Source organism: Belnapia mucosa (assembly GCF_016775475.1).
Lineage (GTDB): Bacteria > Pseudomonadota > Alphaproteobacteria > Acetobacterales > Acetobacteraceae > Belnapia > Belnapia mucosa.
In genome coordinates, this window is record NZ_JAEUXJ010000012.1 from 16928 (window position 1) to 31853 (window position 14926).

The 14926-nt window shown below is 68.5% G+C and carries 15 protein-coding genes; 7 read left to right on the forward strand and 8 right to left on the reverse strand.

What is annotated here, in order from left to right; translation table 11 throughout:
* The first annotated feature begins 130 nt into the window (after positions 1-130).
* The gene (locus tag JMJ55_RS22295) at positions 131-1348 is read left to right on the forward strand and encodes a PIN domain-containing protein (RefSeq protein WP_202827817.1); all 1218 of its coding nucleotides are present in this window, start codon (positions 131-133) and stop codon (positions 1346-1348) included.
* Positions 1349-1472: 124 nt separating this feature from the next.
* Here the strand turns inward: JMJ55_RS22295 and JMJ55_RS22300 are convergent, their stop codons facing one another.
* The gene (locus JMJ55_RS22300; RefSeq protein ID WP_202827818.1) at positions 1473-1778 is read right to left on the reverse strand and encodes a hypothetical protein; all 306 of its coding nucleotides are present in this window, start codon (positions 1776-1778) and stop codon (positions 1473-1475) included.
* 175 nt (positions 1779-1953) lie between these two features.
* Here JMJ55_RS22300 and JMJ55_RS22305 point away from each other — a divergent pair, with 175 nt between their 5' ends.
* The 3 genes from JMJ55_RS22305 to JMJ55_RS22315 all read left to right on the forward strand — a co-directional run bounded on the left by JMJ55_RS22305 (position 1954) and on the right by JMJ55_RS22315 (position 4822).
* Entirely contained in the window at positions 1954-2676 is a 723-nt protein-coding gene (locus tag JMJ55_RS22305; protein ID WP_202827819.1) for a transposase, read from the forward strand.
* Positions 2677-2893: 217 nt separating this feature from the next.
* A complete protein-coding gene (locus JMJ55_RS22310) occupies positions 2894-3874 on the forward strand; it encodes a Bug family tripartite tricarboxylate transporter substrate binding protein (RefSeq protein WP_202827820.1) in 981 nt (326 codons plus the stop codon).
* 33 nt (positions 3875-3907) lie between these two features.
* Complete coding sequence (locus tag JMJ55_RS22315; RefSeq protein ID WP_202827821.1) at positions 3908-4822, forward strand: DMT family transporter; 915 nt, start codon at positions 3908-3910, stop codon at positions 4820-4822.
* Here JMJ55_RS22315 and JMJ55_RS22320 read toward each other — a convergent pair.
* Complete coding sequence (locus tag JMJ55_RS22320) at positions 4819-5835, reverse strand: enoyl-CoA hydratase/isomerase family protein (protein ID WP_202827822.1); 1017 nt, start codon at positions 5833-5835, stop codon at positions 4819-4821. The two genes, JMJ55_RS22315 and JMJ55_RS22320, sit on opposite strands and share 4 nt — an antisense overlap.
* 109 nt (positions 5836-5944) lie before the next feature.
* Between JMJ55_RS22320 and JMJ55_RS22325 the strand changes: the two genes are divergently transcribed.
* Entirely contained in the window at positions 5945-6460 is a 516-nt protein-coding gene (locus JMJ55_RS22325; RefSeq protein WP_202827823.1) for a pyridoxamine 5'-phosphate oxidase family protein, read from the forward strand.
* A gap of 38 nt (positions 6461-6498) precedes the next feature.
* Here the strand turns inward: JMJ55_RS22325 and JMJ55_RS22330 are convergent, their stop codons facing one another.
* The 4 genes from JMJ55_RS22330 to JMJ55_RS22345 all read right to left on the reverse strand — a co-directional run bounded on the left by JMJ55_RS22330 (position 6499) and on the right by JMJ55_RS22345 (position 9482).
* Positions 6499-7377 (reverse strand): 3-hydroxybutyryl-CoA dehydrogenase, encoded by an 879-nt coding sequence (locus JMJ55_RS22330; protein WP_202827961.1) that lies wholly within the window; start codon positions 7375-7377, stop codon positions 6499-6501.
* Between the two features lie 73 nt (positions 7378-7450).
* Positions 7451-8380: an electron transfer flavoprotein subunit alpha/FixB family protein gene (locus tag JMJ55_RS22335; RefSeq protein ID WP_202827824.1), complete on the reverse strand. Its 930-nt coding sequence runs from the start codon at positions 8378-8380 to the stop codon at positions 7451-7453.
* A 2-nt stretch (positions 8381-8382) separates the two neighbouring features.
* Positions 8383-9132, reverse strand: a complete 750-nt coding sequence (locus JMJ55_RS22340) for an electron transfer flavoprotein subunit beta/FixA family protein (protein ID WP_043359185.1) — start codon at positions 9130-9132, stop codon at positions 8383-8385.
* Between the two features lie 155 nt (positions 9133-9287).
* Entirely contained in the window at positions 9288-9482 is a 195-nt protein-coding gene (locus tag JMJ55_RS22345; RefSeq protein WP_202827825.1) for a twin transmembrane helix small protein, read from the reverse strand.
* 115 nt (positions 9483-9597) lie between these two features.
* On the opposite strand from JMJ55_RS22345, the gene JMJ55_RS22350 reads away from it, so the two are divergent.
* A complete protein-coding gene (locus JMJ55_RS22350; RefSeq protein WP_202827826.1) occupies positions 9598-12078 on the forward strand; it encodes a mechanosensitive ion channel domain-containing protein in 2481 nt (826 codons plus the stop codon).
* Between the two features lie 294 nt (positions 12079-12372).
* Positions 12373-13830 carry a carbohydrate-binding domain-containing protein gene (locus JMJ55_RS22355; protein ID WP_202827827.1) on the forward strand — a complete coding sequence of 486 codons (1458 nt, stop codon included), beginning with the start codon at positions 12373-12375 and terminating at the stop codon, positions 13828-13830.
* A 52-nt stretch (positions 13831-13882) separates the two neighbouring features.
* On the opposite strand, the gene JMJ55_RS22360 is transcribed toward JMJ55_RS22355, so the two are convergent.
* On the reverse strand, positions 13883-14194 hold the full coding sequence (locus JMJ55_RS22360) for an AzlD family protein (RefSeq protein ID WP_236033932.1): 312 nt from the start codon (positions 14192-14194) through the stop codon (positions 13883-13885).
* Positions 14191-14916, reverse strand: a complete 726-nt coding sequence (locus JMJ55_RS22365) for an AzlC family ABC transporter permease (RefSeq protein ID WP_236033933.1) — start codon at positions 14914-14916, stop codon at positions 14191-14193. Before JMJ55_RS22365 ends, JMJ55_RS22360 begins: the two co-directional genes overlap by 4 nt.
* Between the last annotated feature and the right edge of the window lie 10 nt (positions 14917-14926).

Consider the following 14926-nt stretch of genomic DNA (forward strand, 5'->3'; position numbering starts at 1 on the left):
GGCGCTGCCCCTCCGGACCACCCCGCCAGAGGCCGGAGGGCCTCTGGACACCGGGGGTTTGGGGTGACGCTTCTTAAGAAGACATAGTTGACGCCGCTATATTCAACCGAACAGCGTAGGACGGCCTCGGATGGTTGGCGACAAAGATGCGGAACGGACACCTTTGTCGTTCAACTCCTTCACGTTTGACACCCAAGCTGTACAAGAGAACAGTTTCCGTTTCGACCGAGGCCTCCTGGCGCAGATCGAGCAGTTCCGCCGCAGTCCCATTCAGGTTGTCGTCGCTGATGTGGTGCTGGACGAGATTTTTGCGCACCTCGTAGACCGCATGAAAACGGCGGTAGAGGCGCATGAGAAAGCACAGGACAAGCTAGTGGAAGTTGGCTTGATCGCTGCCGAAGAAGCAGCACGAGCGAAAGCACTTCCCGATCCGGAAAATTTGTCTCGGAAGCGTATTTCCACTTTCATGCGAGCGATTGGGGCGGCAATAGCGGATGTCGATGCGGTATCTGCGAAAGATCTTACCCGCATGTATTTTCAGTCGCTTCCCCCATTCTCCCGGACCAAGAAGGAGAAAAAGCATGAGTTTCCGGACGCGATTGCACTTCTGTCATTGGAGGCATGGGCGGAGAAGAATGATCGATACATTCTCGCAGCCACGAAAGACAGCGACTGGGCAGCTTACGCGCAAAGCTCCCGCCGCATCAAAGTGGTCGACGATCTGGCCCGAGCAATGCAGCTGCTGCAAGAGCACGCCGCCAAGTATCGGGACGCGTTGCATCGCCTTTTAACTGATATGGCTCACGGGGAAGCGTCTCATGTTACCCATCAATTCAGCACGAAAATCGAAAATGCACTCTTGATTTACCCCTTTTATGGAGAAGGGCACAGCGTATTTGAATATGAGCTAGATCAGATAGAACTGACATACTTAAGACACGAGTTTGAAAATCAAAATGGAGACTTCGAGGTTACGATCGTCAGAGTTGGCATGGATCAAATCGTTGCTGAAATAAGATTGAAGGCACAAGTACGAGCTTCAGCGATTTTTTCTTTTTCGGTTCGAGATTCCGTAGACAAAGATTACGTCAGCATGGGCTCGGGCGAAGCTGAATGCGAAACCGAGATACCCATGGATGTCCTTGTGACATTCTCCGGCGATATCTTCACTCACGACGTTAATGTTGAAATAGTTGAAATATTGCGCGCCCGCCAAACAATCTATTTCGGTCTAATAGAACCTGACTTCCTTCGTCACCCGGAATACGATGAGCCAGATGAAAATCAGAATTTAGACGACAATGAGGATCCAGACCCAAGCGCTTCTGAAGATGATATACCATTCTAGCAGCTCCTTTTAGAATGATGCCGGTATGGCCGCTACCCGCCAAACCCAACCGTTCGGGCCACCGCAGGGAACGTCGCTTTGGATCGCGTCCTGCGGTAGCCACCTAGCGGGGGCGGCGGACTGCCTACCCTGCTTCCTGCGCCTTCCGCACCACGTCCAGCACCGCCTCATGCGTCGCCAGGATCCGCCGCAGCGTGGGCTTCCCCTTGTCGCTCGCCTCGGCGATGCCCTCGTGCATCTCCTCGATCCCCGCCGTCATCTGCTCGGCCAGACCGGACAGCCGCTCCTGGAGCTGCTCGCTGTCGTCCTTCAGTTCGGCCGTCCAGATCGCCAGGACGCGGGAAATTTCGGTGGCAGCGCGGTTGGGCGAGACGCCCGCTTGCAGGAGCTTGATAAGGGGGGCGAGGTCGGCAGCAGGGGAGCGTGACATGGGTGGGAAGGTAGGTAAGCGGACCGTCGATAGCTAGACGACGAGGGGCTGCTACGGGTCGAGCCCGGCGGGCCGGTCGCCATCGCCCAAGGTCGGCCACATAGCCCCGCAGCGGAGTCTTGCACTTTCGGTTCGTTCTTGTTATGTTCGGATCTCGCAACCGGAGCCCGCCCCCATGCTCCTCCGCCGCCGCAGGCGCCGCCGCTCAGACCCCATCCCCGCCGGCATCATCCCCAAGGACTTCGTGGTCCGGCACGACCTGCTGCGCCGGCTCTGCCTCGACCCGATCATGGGACTGACGCCGCCCCGGCCCTGGGCGCCGATGACCGATGCCGAATGGGCCGCGCTGGAGCCGGTGCTTGCCGGCATGGGCTGCGGCCTGCACGACCGCGGGCGCCCCCTCGACTGCACGCCGCGCGAGCGCCTGGATGCCATCTTCCGCTGGGCCACCACCAAGCAGCGGGGCGGGCGTGCCCCTTGGCGCCTGCTGCCAGAGGAGTTCGGCAAGCCCGACACGGTCAGCCGCAGTTACCGCCGCTGGGCCAGGCAAGGGCTCTGGGCCCGGCTGCTGGTCGAACTCGCCCTCAAGCGCGAGGCACTGGCCTCACTCGCCCACCGCCTCTGCTGCGCTTTCCGCCGCGCCATCCGCGTCATGGGCAGCCTGCGCTCGATCGTGCTGGCAAGGCGGCTGAAGCTGTTCTCCGCCCTCCCGGCCCCGTCGCAGTTCCTCCCCGATCCGGATTTGTCCGAAATCTACCGCGAAGTGCATCTGGCCTTCGCCGACTCCATGCTGAAGCGCCTCTGGTTCCCGCCCGCGCGCCTCTTCCGCCTGCTCAAGGCGATGCACCGCATCGCCGGCGGCAGAACCCGCATCCCCCGCTGGATGGAACCAGCATGATGCGGCACCCCATCCCCCGCCCGTGCCCTGACGCGGCTTTGCCGCGGCAGGCTTGCGACCCCGCCGGCCGCAAGGCGCCTCCGGGGCCCCCGCGGCGCCGCGCAGCGGTGTCGTGGGGAGTAAGGTGGATGGAACCGGCCTGATGCGCGCCCACCCTGGCCCCGCGCATCGTTTCGCGGCATGGTCCCGGCCAAACGGCACGACCGGGAGGAACCCCATGCCCCAACTCACTCGCCGGGCGGCGCTCGCCAGCCTGCTCGCCACCCCCGCCCTCGCCCAAGGGGCGGATTGGCGGCCGAGCCAGCCGATCCGCATCGTCGTCCCCGCCGCCCCTGGCGGCACGGCCGATATCAGCGCCCGCCTCCTCGCCCCCTATCTGCAGACCCATTTCGGCCAGAACTGCGTGGTCGAAAACCGCTCCGGCGCCGGCGGCGTCATCGGCACCTCGGAAATCGTGCGCGCCGCGCCGGATGGGCTGAACCTGCTGCTCGGCAATATCGGGCCGCAGGCTATCGGCCTCTCGCTCTACCGCACCCTGCCCTATGGGCGGGACAGCCTGCTGCCCATCGCCGGCACCGTGCGCGGGCCGAATGTGCTGGTTGTCCACCCCTCCGTCCCCGCCAACTCCCTGCCGGAACTGGTGGCGCATCTGAAGCAGAACCCGGGCAAGCTCAGCTACGGCTCCCCGGGCGTCGGCCAGTCGCCGCATCTCACCGGCGTCTGGTTCAACCAGGCGACGGGGACCGAGGCGATCCATATCCCCTTCCGCGGCGCCGGCCCGGCGGCGGTAGAGCTCGTCGCCGGCAACATCCAGTACATGTGGGACAACCTGACCAGCGGCATCCAGCAGATCCGCGGCGGCCGGGTGCGGGCGCTGGCCGTCAGCAGCGCCGACCGCAACCCGCAGCTGCCCGACGTGCCCGCGGCGCGGGAGACGATGCCGGAGCTGGCGCAGTTCGACGTGAACACCTGGTTCGGCATCTTCGCCCCGGCCGGGACGCCGCGCCCGATCGCCGAATCGATCAACCGCGCCATGAAATCCTGGCACGAGACCGAGGAGGTGAAGGCCCGCTGGCGGGAGATGGGGGGCGTCTCGCTCTATGGCTCGCTCGAGGAATACGCCGCCTTCGTCAACACCGAGATCGACAAATGGGCCACCGTCATCCGCAAGGAAGGATTGCAGCTCGACGCGAGTTGACGCGGGCGGGCGCCGACCGCAGCCTGGGCCGCAATGATCCTTTCGCCGCTCTGGCTGCCGGTGACCCTGGCCGCCGCCTTGTTCCAGTGCTGGCGCACCGCGATGCAGCAGCGGTTGCGCGGGCAGCTTTCCGTCAATGGCGCGGCGGTGGTGCGCTACCTCTATGGCGTGCCGGTGGGAGTGCTGCTGCTGGTGCTCTACCTCGCCGTCTTCGGCGGCACGCTGGCGGCGCCGACCGGGGCCTTCCTGCTGTTCTGCGCGCTCGGCGGCCTCGGGCAGATCCTCGGCACCAACCTGCTCATCATGGCCTTCGGGCATCGCGGCTTCGCGGTCGGCACGGCCTATGCGAAGACGGAAGCGGTGCAGGGCGCGATCCTCGCCCTGGTGCTGCTGGGGGAACGCATCTCGGCCATCGCCTGGTGCGGCATCGCGGTCGGGGTGTGCGGGGTGCTGTGGCTCTCGCTCTCGGGCCGCGCGGCTTCCTGGCGGGAGCTGGCGCGGGCGACGGTGCAGCCGGCGGCGGTCTGCGGCCTCGCCTCGGGCTTCTTCTTCGCCCTCACCAGCGTCCTGATCAAGAGCGCGAACCTGGCCCTGCCCGGGGAGGATCCGGTGCTGCGGGCGCTGGCGACGCTGGTGGTGACCAACATCCTGCAGACCCTGATGCAGGGCGGCTGGCTGCTGGCGCGGGAGCCGGCGCAGTTCCGCGCCGTCTTCACCACTTGGCGGAACAGCGCCCAGGTCGGCGCCCTCTCGGCCTGCGGCTCGGCCTGCTGGTTCAGCGCCTTCGCCCTGGCCCCCGTCGCGCTGGTGCGCGCGGTCGGCCAGGTGGAGATCCTGATGACCCTGCTGTTCAGCCGCTTCTACCTGCGGGAACAGCCGACCCGCGCCGAGGTGCTGGGCGCGCTGACCGTGGTGGCCGGCGTGGTGCTGGTGCTGGTCGGGCGCTAACCTTCGAACAGGCGGGCGATCACCGCCGGGTCGACCTCCTCGATGGTCGAGGGCGACCAGTGCGGAGTGCCGTCCTTGTCGACCAGCACGCTGCGCACGCCCTCGCGGAAATCGGGGTGCAGGTTCACCACGCTGCGGGTCAGGGCGAGCTCCATCGACAGGCACTCGTCGAGGCTCGCCCCCGCCCCGCGCCGCAGCAGCTCGAGCGAGACGCAGAGGCTGGTGGGGGACATGCGGCGGAGGATCTTGAGCTGCTCCGCCGCCCAGTCCGTCCGCTCCGCCGCCAGGGCCGAGAGGATGGCGGGCATGGTGTCGCGGTCGAAGCAGCGGTCGATGGCGGCGCGGTGGGGGGCGAAGCTGGCCTCGGGCGGGGCTTCGGCGAAGCGGTCGATCACGCCGACATCGCCGCCCAGCAGCGCCTCGCGCAGGGCAGGCAGCCGCTCCTTCGGAACGAAATGGCTGGCGAGGCCGGCCGTCACCGCATCCGCGCCGCGCAGCCGCGCGCCGGTCAGCGCCAGCCAAGTGCCGATGGCGCCCGGCAGTTGCGGCAGGATGTGGCTGGTGCCGACATCGGGGAAGAGGGCAATGGCCGTCTCCGGCATGGCCAGCATGGCGGTCTCGGTGACCACCACCGGCCGGCCATGGACCGAGACGCCGATGCCGCCGCCCATGCAGACCCCGTCGATGAGGGAGACCCAGGGCTTGCCGAAGCGGGCGATGCCGCGGTTCACCGCGTATTCCTCGGCGAAGAAGGCCTCGATCGCGGCGGCGTCGCCGGCGATCGCCTGCTCGCGCACCCGGCGGACATCGCCGCCGGCGCAGAAGGCCCGGCCTGCGCCCTCCAGCACCACCAGCTTCACCTCCGGATCGCCGGTCCAGGCATCGAGCGCGACCTGGAAGCCGCGGATCATCTCGAGGTCGAGGGCATTCAGGGTCTTGGGCCGGTTCATCAGCAGGGTGCCGGCAGCGCCCTCGCGGCGCATGAGGATGGTCGGCTCGGCGGTCTCGGTCACGCGTCTGGATCCCTTGCTGAGGCGGGCGACGCTACGCGGGGCCAGGACGGGCTGCAACCGCCCGCCGGCCCGGTCGTTGGTCCCCCGACTTCATGCAACGGAGGCCACCATGCCGGAAACCCGCAGCGACGCCGAGGCCAAGCGCAAGGTCTGGGAGATGATCAAGGACATCGACGTGACCATGATGGTCACCCAGGATGGGGAGGGCCGCTTCCGCGGCCGGCCGATGCGCGCGGTGAACAAGGAATTCGACGGCGTGCTGTGGTTCTTCGCCAGCGCCGGCAGCCCGGTGACCGGCGAGGCCAAGGATGATGGCCGCGTCCTCCTCGCCTTCTCCGACCCGAGCAGCCAGAACTACGTCTCCATCTACGGCAATGCCGAGGTGGTGAAGGATGCGGCGAAGCAGAAGGCGCTGTGGAGCGAGCCGCTGCGCGTCTGGTTCCCCGCCGGGGCCGAAGACCCGAAGATCGAGCTGATCCGGGTGGAGTGCGAGGGCGCCGAATACTGGGACAGCCCGAGCAGCACGCTGGTCCACGCCTATGGCTACCTCAAGGCGGTAACGACCGGGGAGCCGCCGCATCCCGGCGCCAACGACAAGGTGGACTTCACCAAGAAGGCTGGCTGAGTCCCGCAAGGGGCCGGGCGCCGAAGCGCCCGGCCCGGTCAGCGGGTCGGCGTCGGCGGGTTGGTCGAGTAGTCGTAGAACCCCTTGCCTGACTTGCGGCCGAGCCAGCCGGCCTCGACATATTTCGCCAGCAGCGGGCAGGGCCGGTATTTCGGATCGCCCAGCCCTTCATGCAGCACCTTGAGCACGCTGTAGAGCGTGTCCAACCCGACGAAGTCGCTGAGCTCCAGCGGTCCCATCGGATGGTTGGCGCCGAGCTTCATGCCGGCATCGATCGCGCGGACGTCGCCCACGCCCTCCATCAGCGCGAAGATCGCCTCGTTCAGCATCGGGCAGAGGATGCGGTTGACGACGAAGGCCGGGTAGTCGGCCGCGGCCACCACCGACTTGCCCATCCGCTCGGCGAGTGCGGTGACGGCGGCGACGGTCGCATCCTCGGTGGCGAGGCCGCGGATGACCTCGACCAGCTTCATCATCGGCACCGGGTTGAAGAAATGCATGCCGACGAAACGGCCCGGTCGGTCCGTCGCGGCGCCCAGGCGCGTGATGGGGATGGAGGAGGTGTTGGAGGCGAGGATCGCGTCCGGCCGCAGGATCGGGCAGACGCTGGCAAAAATCTTCTTCTTGATCTCCTCATTCTCGGTCGCCGCCTCGATGACGAGGTCGCAATCGGCGAAGGCGGCATAGTCGGTGCCGGAGGAGATGCGCCCCAGCGCCTCCTCCTTCGCGCCGGCCGGAATGCCACCCTTGGCCGCCTGGCGTTCAAGATTCTTGCCGATGGTCGCCAGCGCCTTCTCGAGCGCCGCCGGGTTCACATCGACCAGCGCCACCGGGACGCCCGACAGCGCCGCGACATGTGCGATGCCGTTGCCCATCAGTCCGGCGCCGATGACGCCGAGCTTCTTCACCTCTGCCATCATGTCCATCCCATAGAAAAAAGGCCGCCGGACGCTGAGCCAGCGTCGGCGGCCTTCCGTGGCACTGGATGCCCTACTTCTTGGCCAGCTCGGCCTCGAATTCCGGCATCACCTTGAACAGGTCGCCGACCAGGCCGTAATCGGCCACCGAGAAGATCGGCGCCTCCTCGTCCTTGTTGATCGCGACGATGACCTTGCTGTCCTTCATGCCGGCCAGGTGCTGGATGGCGCCCGAGATGCCGACGGCGATGTAGAGGTCTGGCGCCACGATCTTGCCGGTCTGGCCGACCTGGTGGTCGTTCGGCGCATAGCCCGCATCGACCGCGGCGCGGGAGGCACCGACGGCAGCACCGAGCTTGTCGGCCACGCTCTCGATGATGTGGAAATTCTCCGCCGAGCCCATGGCGCGGCCGCCGGAGACGACAACCTTGGCCGCCGTCAGCTCCGGCCGCTCGGACTTGGCGATCTCGGCGCCGAGGAAGCTGGAGAGGCCGGGATCCTCGCCCTTCGGCGCGGCCTCGACGGCGGCGCTGCCGCCCTCGGCGGCGGCCGGGTCGAAGCTCGCGGCGCGGACGGTGATGACCTTCTTCGGGTCGGCCGACTTCACCGTGGCCAGCGCGTTGCCGGCATAGATCGGCCGGACGAAGGTATCGGCATCGACCACGCCGGCGATGTCGGAGATCACCTGCACGTCGAGCAGCGCGGCCACGCGCGGCATCACGTTCTTGCCGGCGGCCGAGGCCGGGGCCAGCAGGTGGGAATACTCGGGCGCCATCGAGACCAGCAGGGCCGCCAGCGGCTCCGCCAGGCCATTGGTGTAGAGCGCATCCTCGGTGTGCAGCACGCGGGCGACGCCCGCGACCTTGGCGGCGCTGTCGGCCGCGGCACGCGGGCCGAGGACCAGCACCGTCACATCGCCGAGCTTGCTCGCGGCCGCCACCGCGCTGCGGGTGGGCTGCGTCACCGCCGACCCGTCATGGTCGGCCAGAACCAGAACGGCCATTATCAGATCACCTTCGCTTCGTTGCGCAGCTTCTCGACGAGTTCCTGGACCGAGCCGACCTTCTTGCCGGCCTGGCGCTTCGGCGGCTCCTCCACCTTGAGCACCGTGAGGCGCGGCGAGACATCGACGCCGAGATCGGCCGGCTTCAGCGTCTCGATCGGCTTCTTGCGCGCCTTCATGATGTTGGGGAGGGAGGCGTAGCGCGGCTCGTTCAGGCGGAGATCGGTCGTGACGATCGCCGGCAGCTTGAGCTGGAGGCGCTCGAGGCCGCCATCGACCTCACGCGTCACCTTGATGCCGCCATCGGCCGGCTCGACCTTCGACGCATAGGTGCCCTGCGGCCAGCCGAGCAGCGCCGCCAGCATCTGGCCGGTGGCGTTCATGTCGTCGTCGATCGCCTGCTTGCCGAGGATGACGAGGTCCGGGCTTTCCTTGGCGATGACCGCCTTGAGCAGCTTGGCCACGGCCAGCGGCTCGAGAATGCCGTCATGCTCGATCAGGATGCCGCGGTCGGCGCCCATGGCGAGGGCGGTGCGGATCTGCTCCTGGCAGGCCGTGGGGCCGGCGGAGACGGCGATGATCTCGGTCGCCGCGCCCTTTTCCTTCAGGCGCACCGCTTCCTCGACCGCGATCTCGTCGAAGGGGTTCATCGACATCTTGACGTTCGCGGTCTCGACGCCGGTGTGGTCCGCCTTGACACGGACCTTCACGTTGTAATCGACGACCCGCTTGACGGGGACGAGGAGCTTCATAGGCTCTGCCGTTTCCTGGCTGCTGTTGATTGGATACCCCGCCGGCCCTTCCGGGCCGCGGGACGGTCAGGGGGATCGGCCCAGCCCCGCCCCCCGAAAATCCGCGGCAAAATAGGGCGGCCCGCTGCGCCCTGTCAAAGCGGCCCCGGCCCCGATCACCGATGTGCGACCATCAGCAGCAGCGCGAAGAGCAGCAGCGTCACCCCCTGGATGATGACCCGCCAGCGCATCAGCAGGTTGGACCGCGCTCCGCTGCCATCGCCCTTGGCGAGGCCGAGCATGCCGGCGAAGAGCGTGCCGAGGGTCGCCAGCATGCCAAGGGCGACGAGGATGGTCAGGATCGTCTTCATCCCCAGGAGTTAGCGCCCCGCCGGCCGAGTGCAAGCATCGCGAGCTTCTTGACCCCGGCCGGTCGATGGGGTTGCTGCCCGACCCATGCGCTTACTCCGGATCCTTCCAGTCCTGATGCTCCTGCTCGGGGCGCCCGCCATTGGGGAACCTGCCTCCGCCCAGACCGCGGCGCCGCGGCCGGCCCATCCCGCGCCGGCGCGGCCGGTGACCAGCCTGAATACCGAGGATATCGACCGGCTGACCTCGCTCCTCCAGGACGAGCACCGCCGGGCGGAATTCCTCCGCACGCTGGAAGCGCTGGCGGCGGCAAGCCGCGCCCAGGGGGGAACGGCGGCGGAGGGCATGATCCTGCCCATGCCGGCCCCGCATGCCGCGCCGCCTGGCGCCTCCGCGCCGGCCCCCGTGCCGAATGGCGCCGCCGCCGAGGAGGCGGAGGCGACCCCGCCGGCGGCGGCCGGCCCGGCCGCGGCCCCGGCCCAGCCAGCCCCTGCCGCCCCGGCCCAAGGCGCCGCGCCGGCGGCCCCCCCTGCCGCGGCCTCCGCCGCACCTGCCGCGCCCGCGGCCGACCCGCTGATCGCGCCGAACACCCTTGGTGCCCAGCTCCTCGCCGGGGTGTCGGGCCGGATCGGCAAGGTTTCGGACGACATGCTCGGCGTCGCCCGGACCATGGCCGATCTCCCAGCGCTCTGGGATGCCGCACTCCAGCTCGCCCGCGATCCGGTCGCCCATACGCGGCTGCTGGATGCCGCCTGGAAGCTGGTGCTGCTGATCGGCCTCGGCCTCGCGGCGGAGGCGACGCTGTTCCGCAGCCTGGCCCGGCCGCGGCGCTGGCTGGATGCCATGGCGCCGGCCGAGCATGAGCGCTGGACCTGGCTGAAGCGCCTGCCGCTGCTCTTCGGCCGGCTGGTGCTGGACCTGCTGCCGATCGCCGTCTTCGGCCTGGTGGTCTATGGGCTGTTCGGCCTGGTGAAGCCGCTGCCGACCACCCGGCTGGTCGGGCTGATGATCGCCAATGTCTATATGGGCTCGCGCCTCGCCTTCGCGCTGGCCCGGGCCCTGCTCTCGCCGGCCTCGAACCATCTGCGGCTGATCCCCTGTTCGGATGGCGCGGCGGCGGCCAGCATCGGCTGGCTGCGGCGGCTGATGCTGGTCGGCGTCGGCGGCTATGCGCTGGCCGAGGCCGCGCTGCTCTTCGGCATGCCCTGGGCGGCCTATGACGCCATTATCAACGTCACCCTGCTGGTCAGCTCCCTGCTGCTGGTGCGGCTGGTGCTGCAGCAGCGGGAAGCGGTCTCGGCGGTGCTGCGTGCCAAGCCGCTGAAGCCGGACGAGACGGCGGACCGCACCCGGCTGCTGCTGCGCGGCCTGCGCGACCGCCTGGCCGAGACCTGGCATGTCATGGTCATCCTCTGGCTCGCGGCCGGCTGGGTGGTCTGGGCGCTGGCGCTGGAGAACGGCTTCCAGCGGCTGCTCTGGGGCACGGTGCTGACCCTGCTGGTCCTCGGCGTCGCCAAGGCGGTGGATGAGGGCTTCATCCGGCTGACCGACCACCTCCTGCATCCCTCGCCGGAGACGGCGCAGCGCTGGCCCGGCCTGCCCTCCCGCGCCGCGACCTATGTGCCGCCGGCGCGGCTCGCCGTCTCGGTGCTGATCGGCTGCGCGGTGGCGGTGCTGCTGCTGGAGACCTGGGGCTTCGGCGCGTTCGCCTGGTTCGCCGACGGCACGCTCGGCAACCGGCTGCTGGAGACGCTGTTCAACATCTTCTGCACGCTGATCCTGGCGCTGGTGGTGTGGGAGACGGCGAATTCCGCCATCCAGCGGCGGCTGGCCCGGCTGGCGCGGGACAGCCATGCGGCGCGCAGCGCGCGGGTGCGGACGCTGCTGCCGATGCTGCGCACGGTGCTCGGCGTCCTCATCCTTGTCTTCGTAGTGCTGAACGCGTTGTCGCAGCTCGGGCTGAACGTGGCGCCGCTGCTGGCTGGCGCCGGCGTCGTCGGCCTCGCCATCGGCTTCGGCTCGCAGACGCTGGTGAAGGATGTGATCACCGGCGTCTTCCTCCTGCTCGAGGATGCGGTGGCGGTCGGCGATGTGGTGAATGTCGGCGGCAAGGGCGGCGTGGTGGAGCATCTCTCGATCCGCTCCATCAAGCTGCGCGACGGCGACGGGGCGATCCATATCGTGCCCTTCTCCACCGTGACGACGGTGACCAACAGCACGCGCGACTTCGCCTTCGCCATGGTCGATATCCTGGTGGCCTACGACACCGATACCGACCGGGCCGGCGCGCTGATCAAGGAGATCGTCGCCGACATGCGCTGCGAGACGCGGTTCAAGACGGCGATCCGGGACGATTTCGACTTCTGGGGCGTGGACAGCCTGGGCCAGGTGGGCGTGCAGCTCCGCGGCCGGGTGCGGACCGAGCCGACCCAGCGCTGGCCGGTGCAGCGGGAGCTGATGCGGCGGGTGAAGCGGCGCTTCGAGGAGATGGGGATCAACATCCCCCACCAGCCGCTGGCGCCGCTGGAACGTTCGGCGAAGCCGCCGGAGGAGGCCGCGCCTCCTCCTGCCAAGGCGGGGGCCAAGGCGGCCGAGTAACCGCTCGAATCGTCCGGTTTCGGCCGGAAGCCAATTCAACCTATGGATGCAGGGACGGGGGTGGCTCAGGCCGCCCCCGTCGTCAATTCAGGCCCTTTCTGTGGCCGATGGGCCGCCCCCAGGGGCTTAAAGCTCTGATTCTGGTGGCTTTAACCGAATCGTTCATAAACCGCACACACTATGTGATCGGGCACATTCAACTGTAGGTTTGTAATTCCAGGTTGAATACGACATACGTTTGCCGCGCAAAGAGAGATCACGATCACGCGATCTCACGGCAATGTGGAGAGTCGTATGGCTGCCAGCACCACTTCCACCAGCACCAAGATCGACTGGAACGCGATCGGAGCGCTGGTCAACGCCTACCATGACGCTACGGGCAAGTGGGTCGACTACGACTCCATCGTGGCGATGAACTGGACCCCGGGCACGACCACGGTCACCCCGATGCCGGTCCCGACGCCCGCCCCGGCCCCGATGCCGACCCCGGCTCCTGCGGCGGTCAATTGGAACGCCATCGGCGCGCTGGTGACCGCCTATCACGACGCGACGGGCAAGTGGGCCACCTACGAAGACATCAACGCGATGGGCTGGAAGCCGGGCGGCACCACGACCCCGGCGCCGAGCAACCCGACGCCGAGCAACCCGACGCCGAGCAACCCGGCCCCGACCACGCCGGCCCCGGTGAACACCACCCTCGGCACCGGCAAAGACACCTTCGTCATCAAGATCAGCGAGGACGCCTACAAGGGCGACGCGCAATACACGATCAAGGTCGATGGCCAGCAGATCGGCGGCACGCTGACCGCCCATGCCAGCCACGCGCTCGGCCAGGACGACATCATCACGCTGCACGGCAACTGGGGCGCCGGCGCCCATACCGTGACGGTCACCTTCCTGAACGACCTCTATGGCGGCACCTCGGCGACCGACCGCAACCTGCATGTCGACGCCGTCTCCTATAACGGCAAGGCGCAGGCGGGCGGCGACTTCGACCTGAACTCGAATGGCAGCCACGACTTCGCCATCGCCGCGACCCAGGTGGTGACGACGCCCACCACGCCGACGACGCCCACCAACCCGTCCACGCCGGTCACCCCGCCCTCGACCAGCGGCGAGAGCATCCTGCCCTCCGGCTACGATCTGGTCTGGCGCGAGACCTTCGACGGCGGCCTCGGCAAGTTCAGCCACAACTACGGCCATGTCTGGGCGCATGACGGCCAGGTGGACATCGCCTCCTGGGCCGGCGACGGCTTCGGCCAGTCGGGCGCGATGATCGCGCCGAGCGGCCCGAGCGCCGGCTTCGGCTACGGCCTCTTCTCCTGGACGGTGAAGGGCAACCAGGACAGTGCGCCGGGCGCCTTCATGTGCCTCTGGCCGGCATCCGACCAGTGGCCCGGCCCGGAGCTGGACATGGCCGAGGTGGCGCCGGATGGCAGCGTCTACTCGACCATCCACTGGAAGGGCGCCGACGGGTCCGACCAGTTCCAGTCCTACAAGCTGGACGGCATCAAGTTCACCGACAAGCACACCTATGCCATGGACTGGCAGGATGGCCGCCTGACCGGCTATGTCGACGGCGTGCAGAAGTGGACGACGACCGAGCATGTGCCGAAGGACTTCGCCCATGGCGGCGAGAACTCGGTGCCGGGCGTCGGCGAGCAGGCAGCCTGGGCCGCGGCCTATCAGAATGGCGACAACCTGGTCACCCTGTACGAGGCGACCTATTCGACCCATTCCGTGATCGGCTGATCGCGGCCCGGATCGGAGAAACCAAGCGCCCGCCCCCTCCGGGGCGGGCGTTTCATGGTGTACCGAGCGCTGCCCGCAGCAGCCAGAGCACCGCGACCCCGACCAGGATCGAGAGCGCCATCCTGCCGATCCGCGCCTGGGTGATCAGCGCCGCGGCGCCCGCGACGCAGGCCGGCCAGCCCTCCTGCGCCAGGGCAGGCGCCAGGAAGGCGACGAAGATCGCGCCCGGCAGGTGCTGCAGCATGGCCTGGACGAAGGGCGGCGGCCGCGTCACCCGCAGGATCGCATAACCCCCGGCCCGGCAGAGGAAGGTCGCCAACGCCATCCCGAGGATGGCCGCCAGCACGTCCCAGCGCAGCATCATGCCCGCGCCCGCCGCCCGTCCATCGCCGCCCCGGCCGCGGCACCGCCGAGCGCCCCGATCAGCACCGGCCAGGGCGGGCCGAGCCCGAGCCCATGCGCCGCCAGCGCCAGCACCCCCGCCAGCCCCCAGGGCAGCAGGTCGGCCCGCCCGCGCCAGAGCGGCACCAGGATCGAGGCCAGCGCCGCGACCGAGGCGAAGAAGACCGGATGCCCGGGTGGCAGCCGCACCGCCGCGCCGAAGACATGGCCGACCCCGCACATCACCATCCAATTCGCCCACATCGTCAGGCTGGCCCCGGCGAGGAAGGCCGCATCGCGCCGCCCGGCCCGCATCTCGGCGATGGCGAGGGCGAAGGAATTATCGACCAGCACCGCGAGGCTGCCCCAGAGCCGGATGCCCTGCACCCGGTCCAGCACCGGGGCCAGCGCCGCACCCATCGGCGCCAGCCGCAGATTGATGACGAAGGCGGCCAGCGTCGCGGCGAGGATCGGCGCCGGATCGGTCCAAAGTTGCAGCGCGACGAGCTGCGCCGTGCCGGCGAAGACCAGGCCGCACATCAGCAGCGCCTCCAGCAGCGACAGGCCGCGGGCATCGGCCGCCATGCCGACCACCAGGCCGAAGGGCATCAGCCCGATCGTCAGGGCAAGGCCGGCGCGGGCGCCGCGACGGAAGCCGGCGGCGGTGAAGCTGGATGGCCGCTCGGCGGGCTGTGGCTGCTGCAAGGCTGGTCCC

Bases quoted from the DNA above. Each gene is read 5' to 3' on its own strand.
- JMJ55_RS22295 (WP_202827817.1), top strand. From the start codon at position 131: ATGGTTGGCGACAAAGATGCGGAACGGACACCTTTGTCGTTCAACTCC.
- JMJ55_RS22300 (WP_202827818.1), bottom strand. From the start codon at position 1,778: ATGTCACGCTCCCCTGCTGCCGACCTCGCCCCCCTTATCAAGCTCCTG.
- JMJ55_RS22305 (WP_202827819.1), top strand. From the start codon at position 1,954: ATGCTCCTCCGCCGCCGCAGGCGCCGCCGCTCAGACCCCATCCCCGCC.
- JMJ55_RS22310 (WP_202827820.1), top strand. From the start codon at position 2,894: ATGCCCCAACTCACTCGCCGGGCGGCGCTCGCCAGCCTGCTCGCCACC.
- JMJ55_RS22315 (WP_202827821.1), top strand. From the start codon at position 3,908: ATGATCCTTTCGCCGCTCTGGCTGCCGGTGACCCTGGCCGCCGCCTTG.
- JMJ55_RS22325 (WP_202827823.1), top strand. From the start codon at position 5,945: ATGCCGGAAACCCGCAGCGACGCCGAGGCCAAGCGCAAGGTCTGGGAG.
- JMJ55_RS22330 (WP_202827961.1), bottom strand. From the start codon at position 7,377: ATGGCAGAGGTGAAGAAGCTCGGCGTCATCGGCGCCGGACTGATGGGC.
- JMJ55_RS22335 (WP_202827824.1), bottom strand. From the start codon at position 8,380: ATGGCCGTTCTGGTTCTGGCCGACCATGACGGGTCGGCGGTGACGCAG.
- JMJ55_RS22340 (WP_043359185.1), bottom strand. From the start codon at position 9,132: ATGAAGCTCCTCGTCCCCGTCAAGCGGGTCGTCGATTACAACGTGAAG.
- JMJ55_RS22345 (WP_202827825.1), bottom strand. From the start codon at position 9,482: ATGAAGACGATCCTGACCATCCTCGTCGCCCTTGGCATGCTGGCGACC.
- JMJ55_RS22350 (WP_202827826.1), top strand. From the start codon at position 9,598: ATGCTCCTGCTCGGGGCGCCCGCCATTGGGGAACCTGCCTCCGCCCAG.
- JMJ55_RS22355 (WP_202827827.1), top strand. From the start codon at position 12,373: ATGGCTGCCAGCACCACTTCCACCAGCACCAAGATCGACTGGAACGCG.
- JMJ55_RS22360 (WP_236033932.1), bottom strand. From the start codon at position 14,194: ATGATGCTGCGCTGGGACGTGCTGGCGGCCATCCTCGGGATGGCGTTG.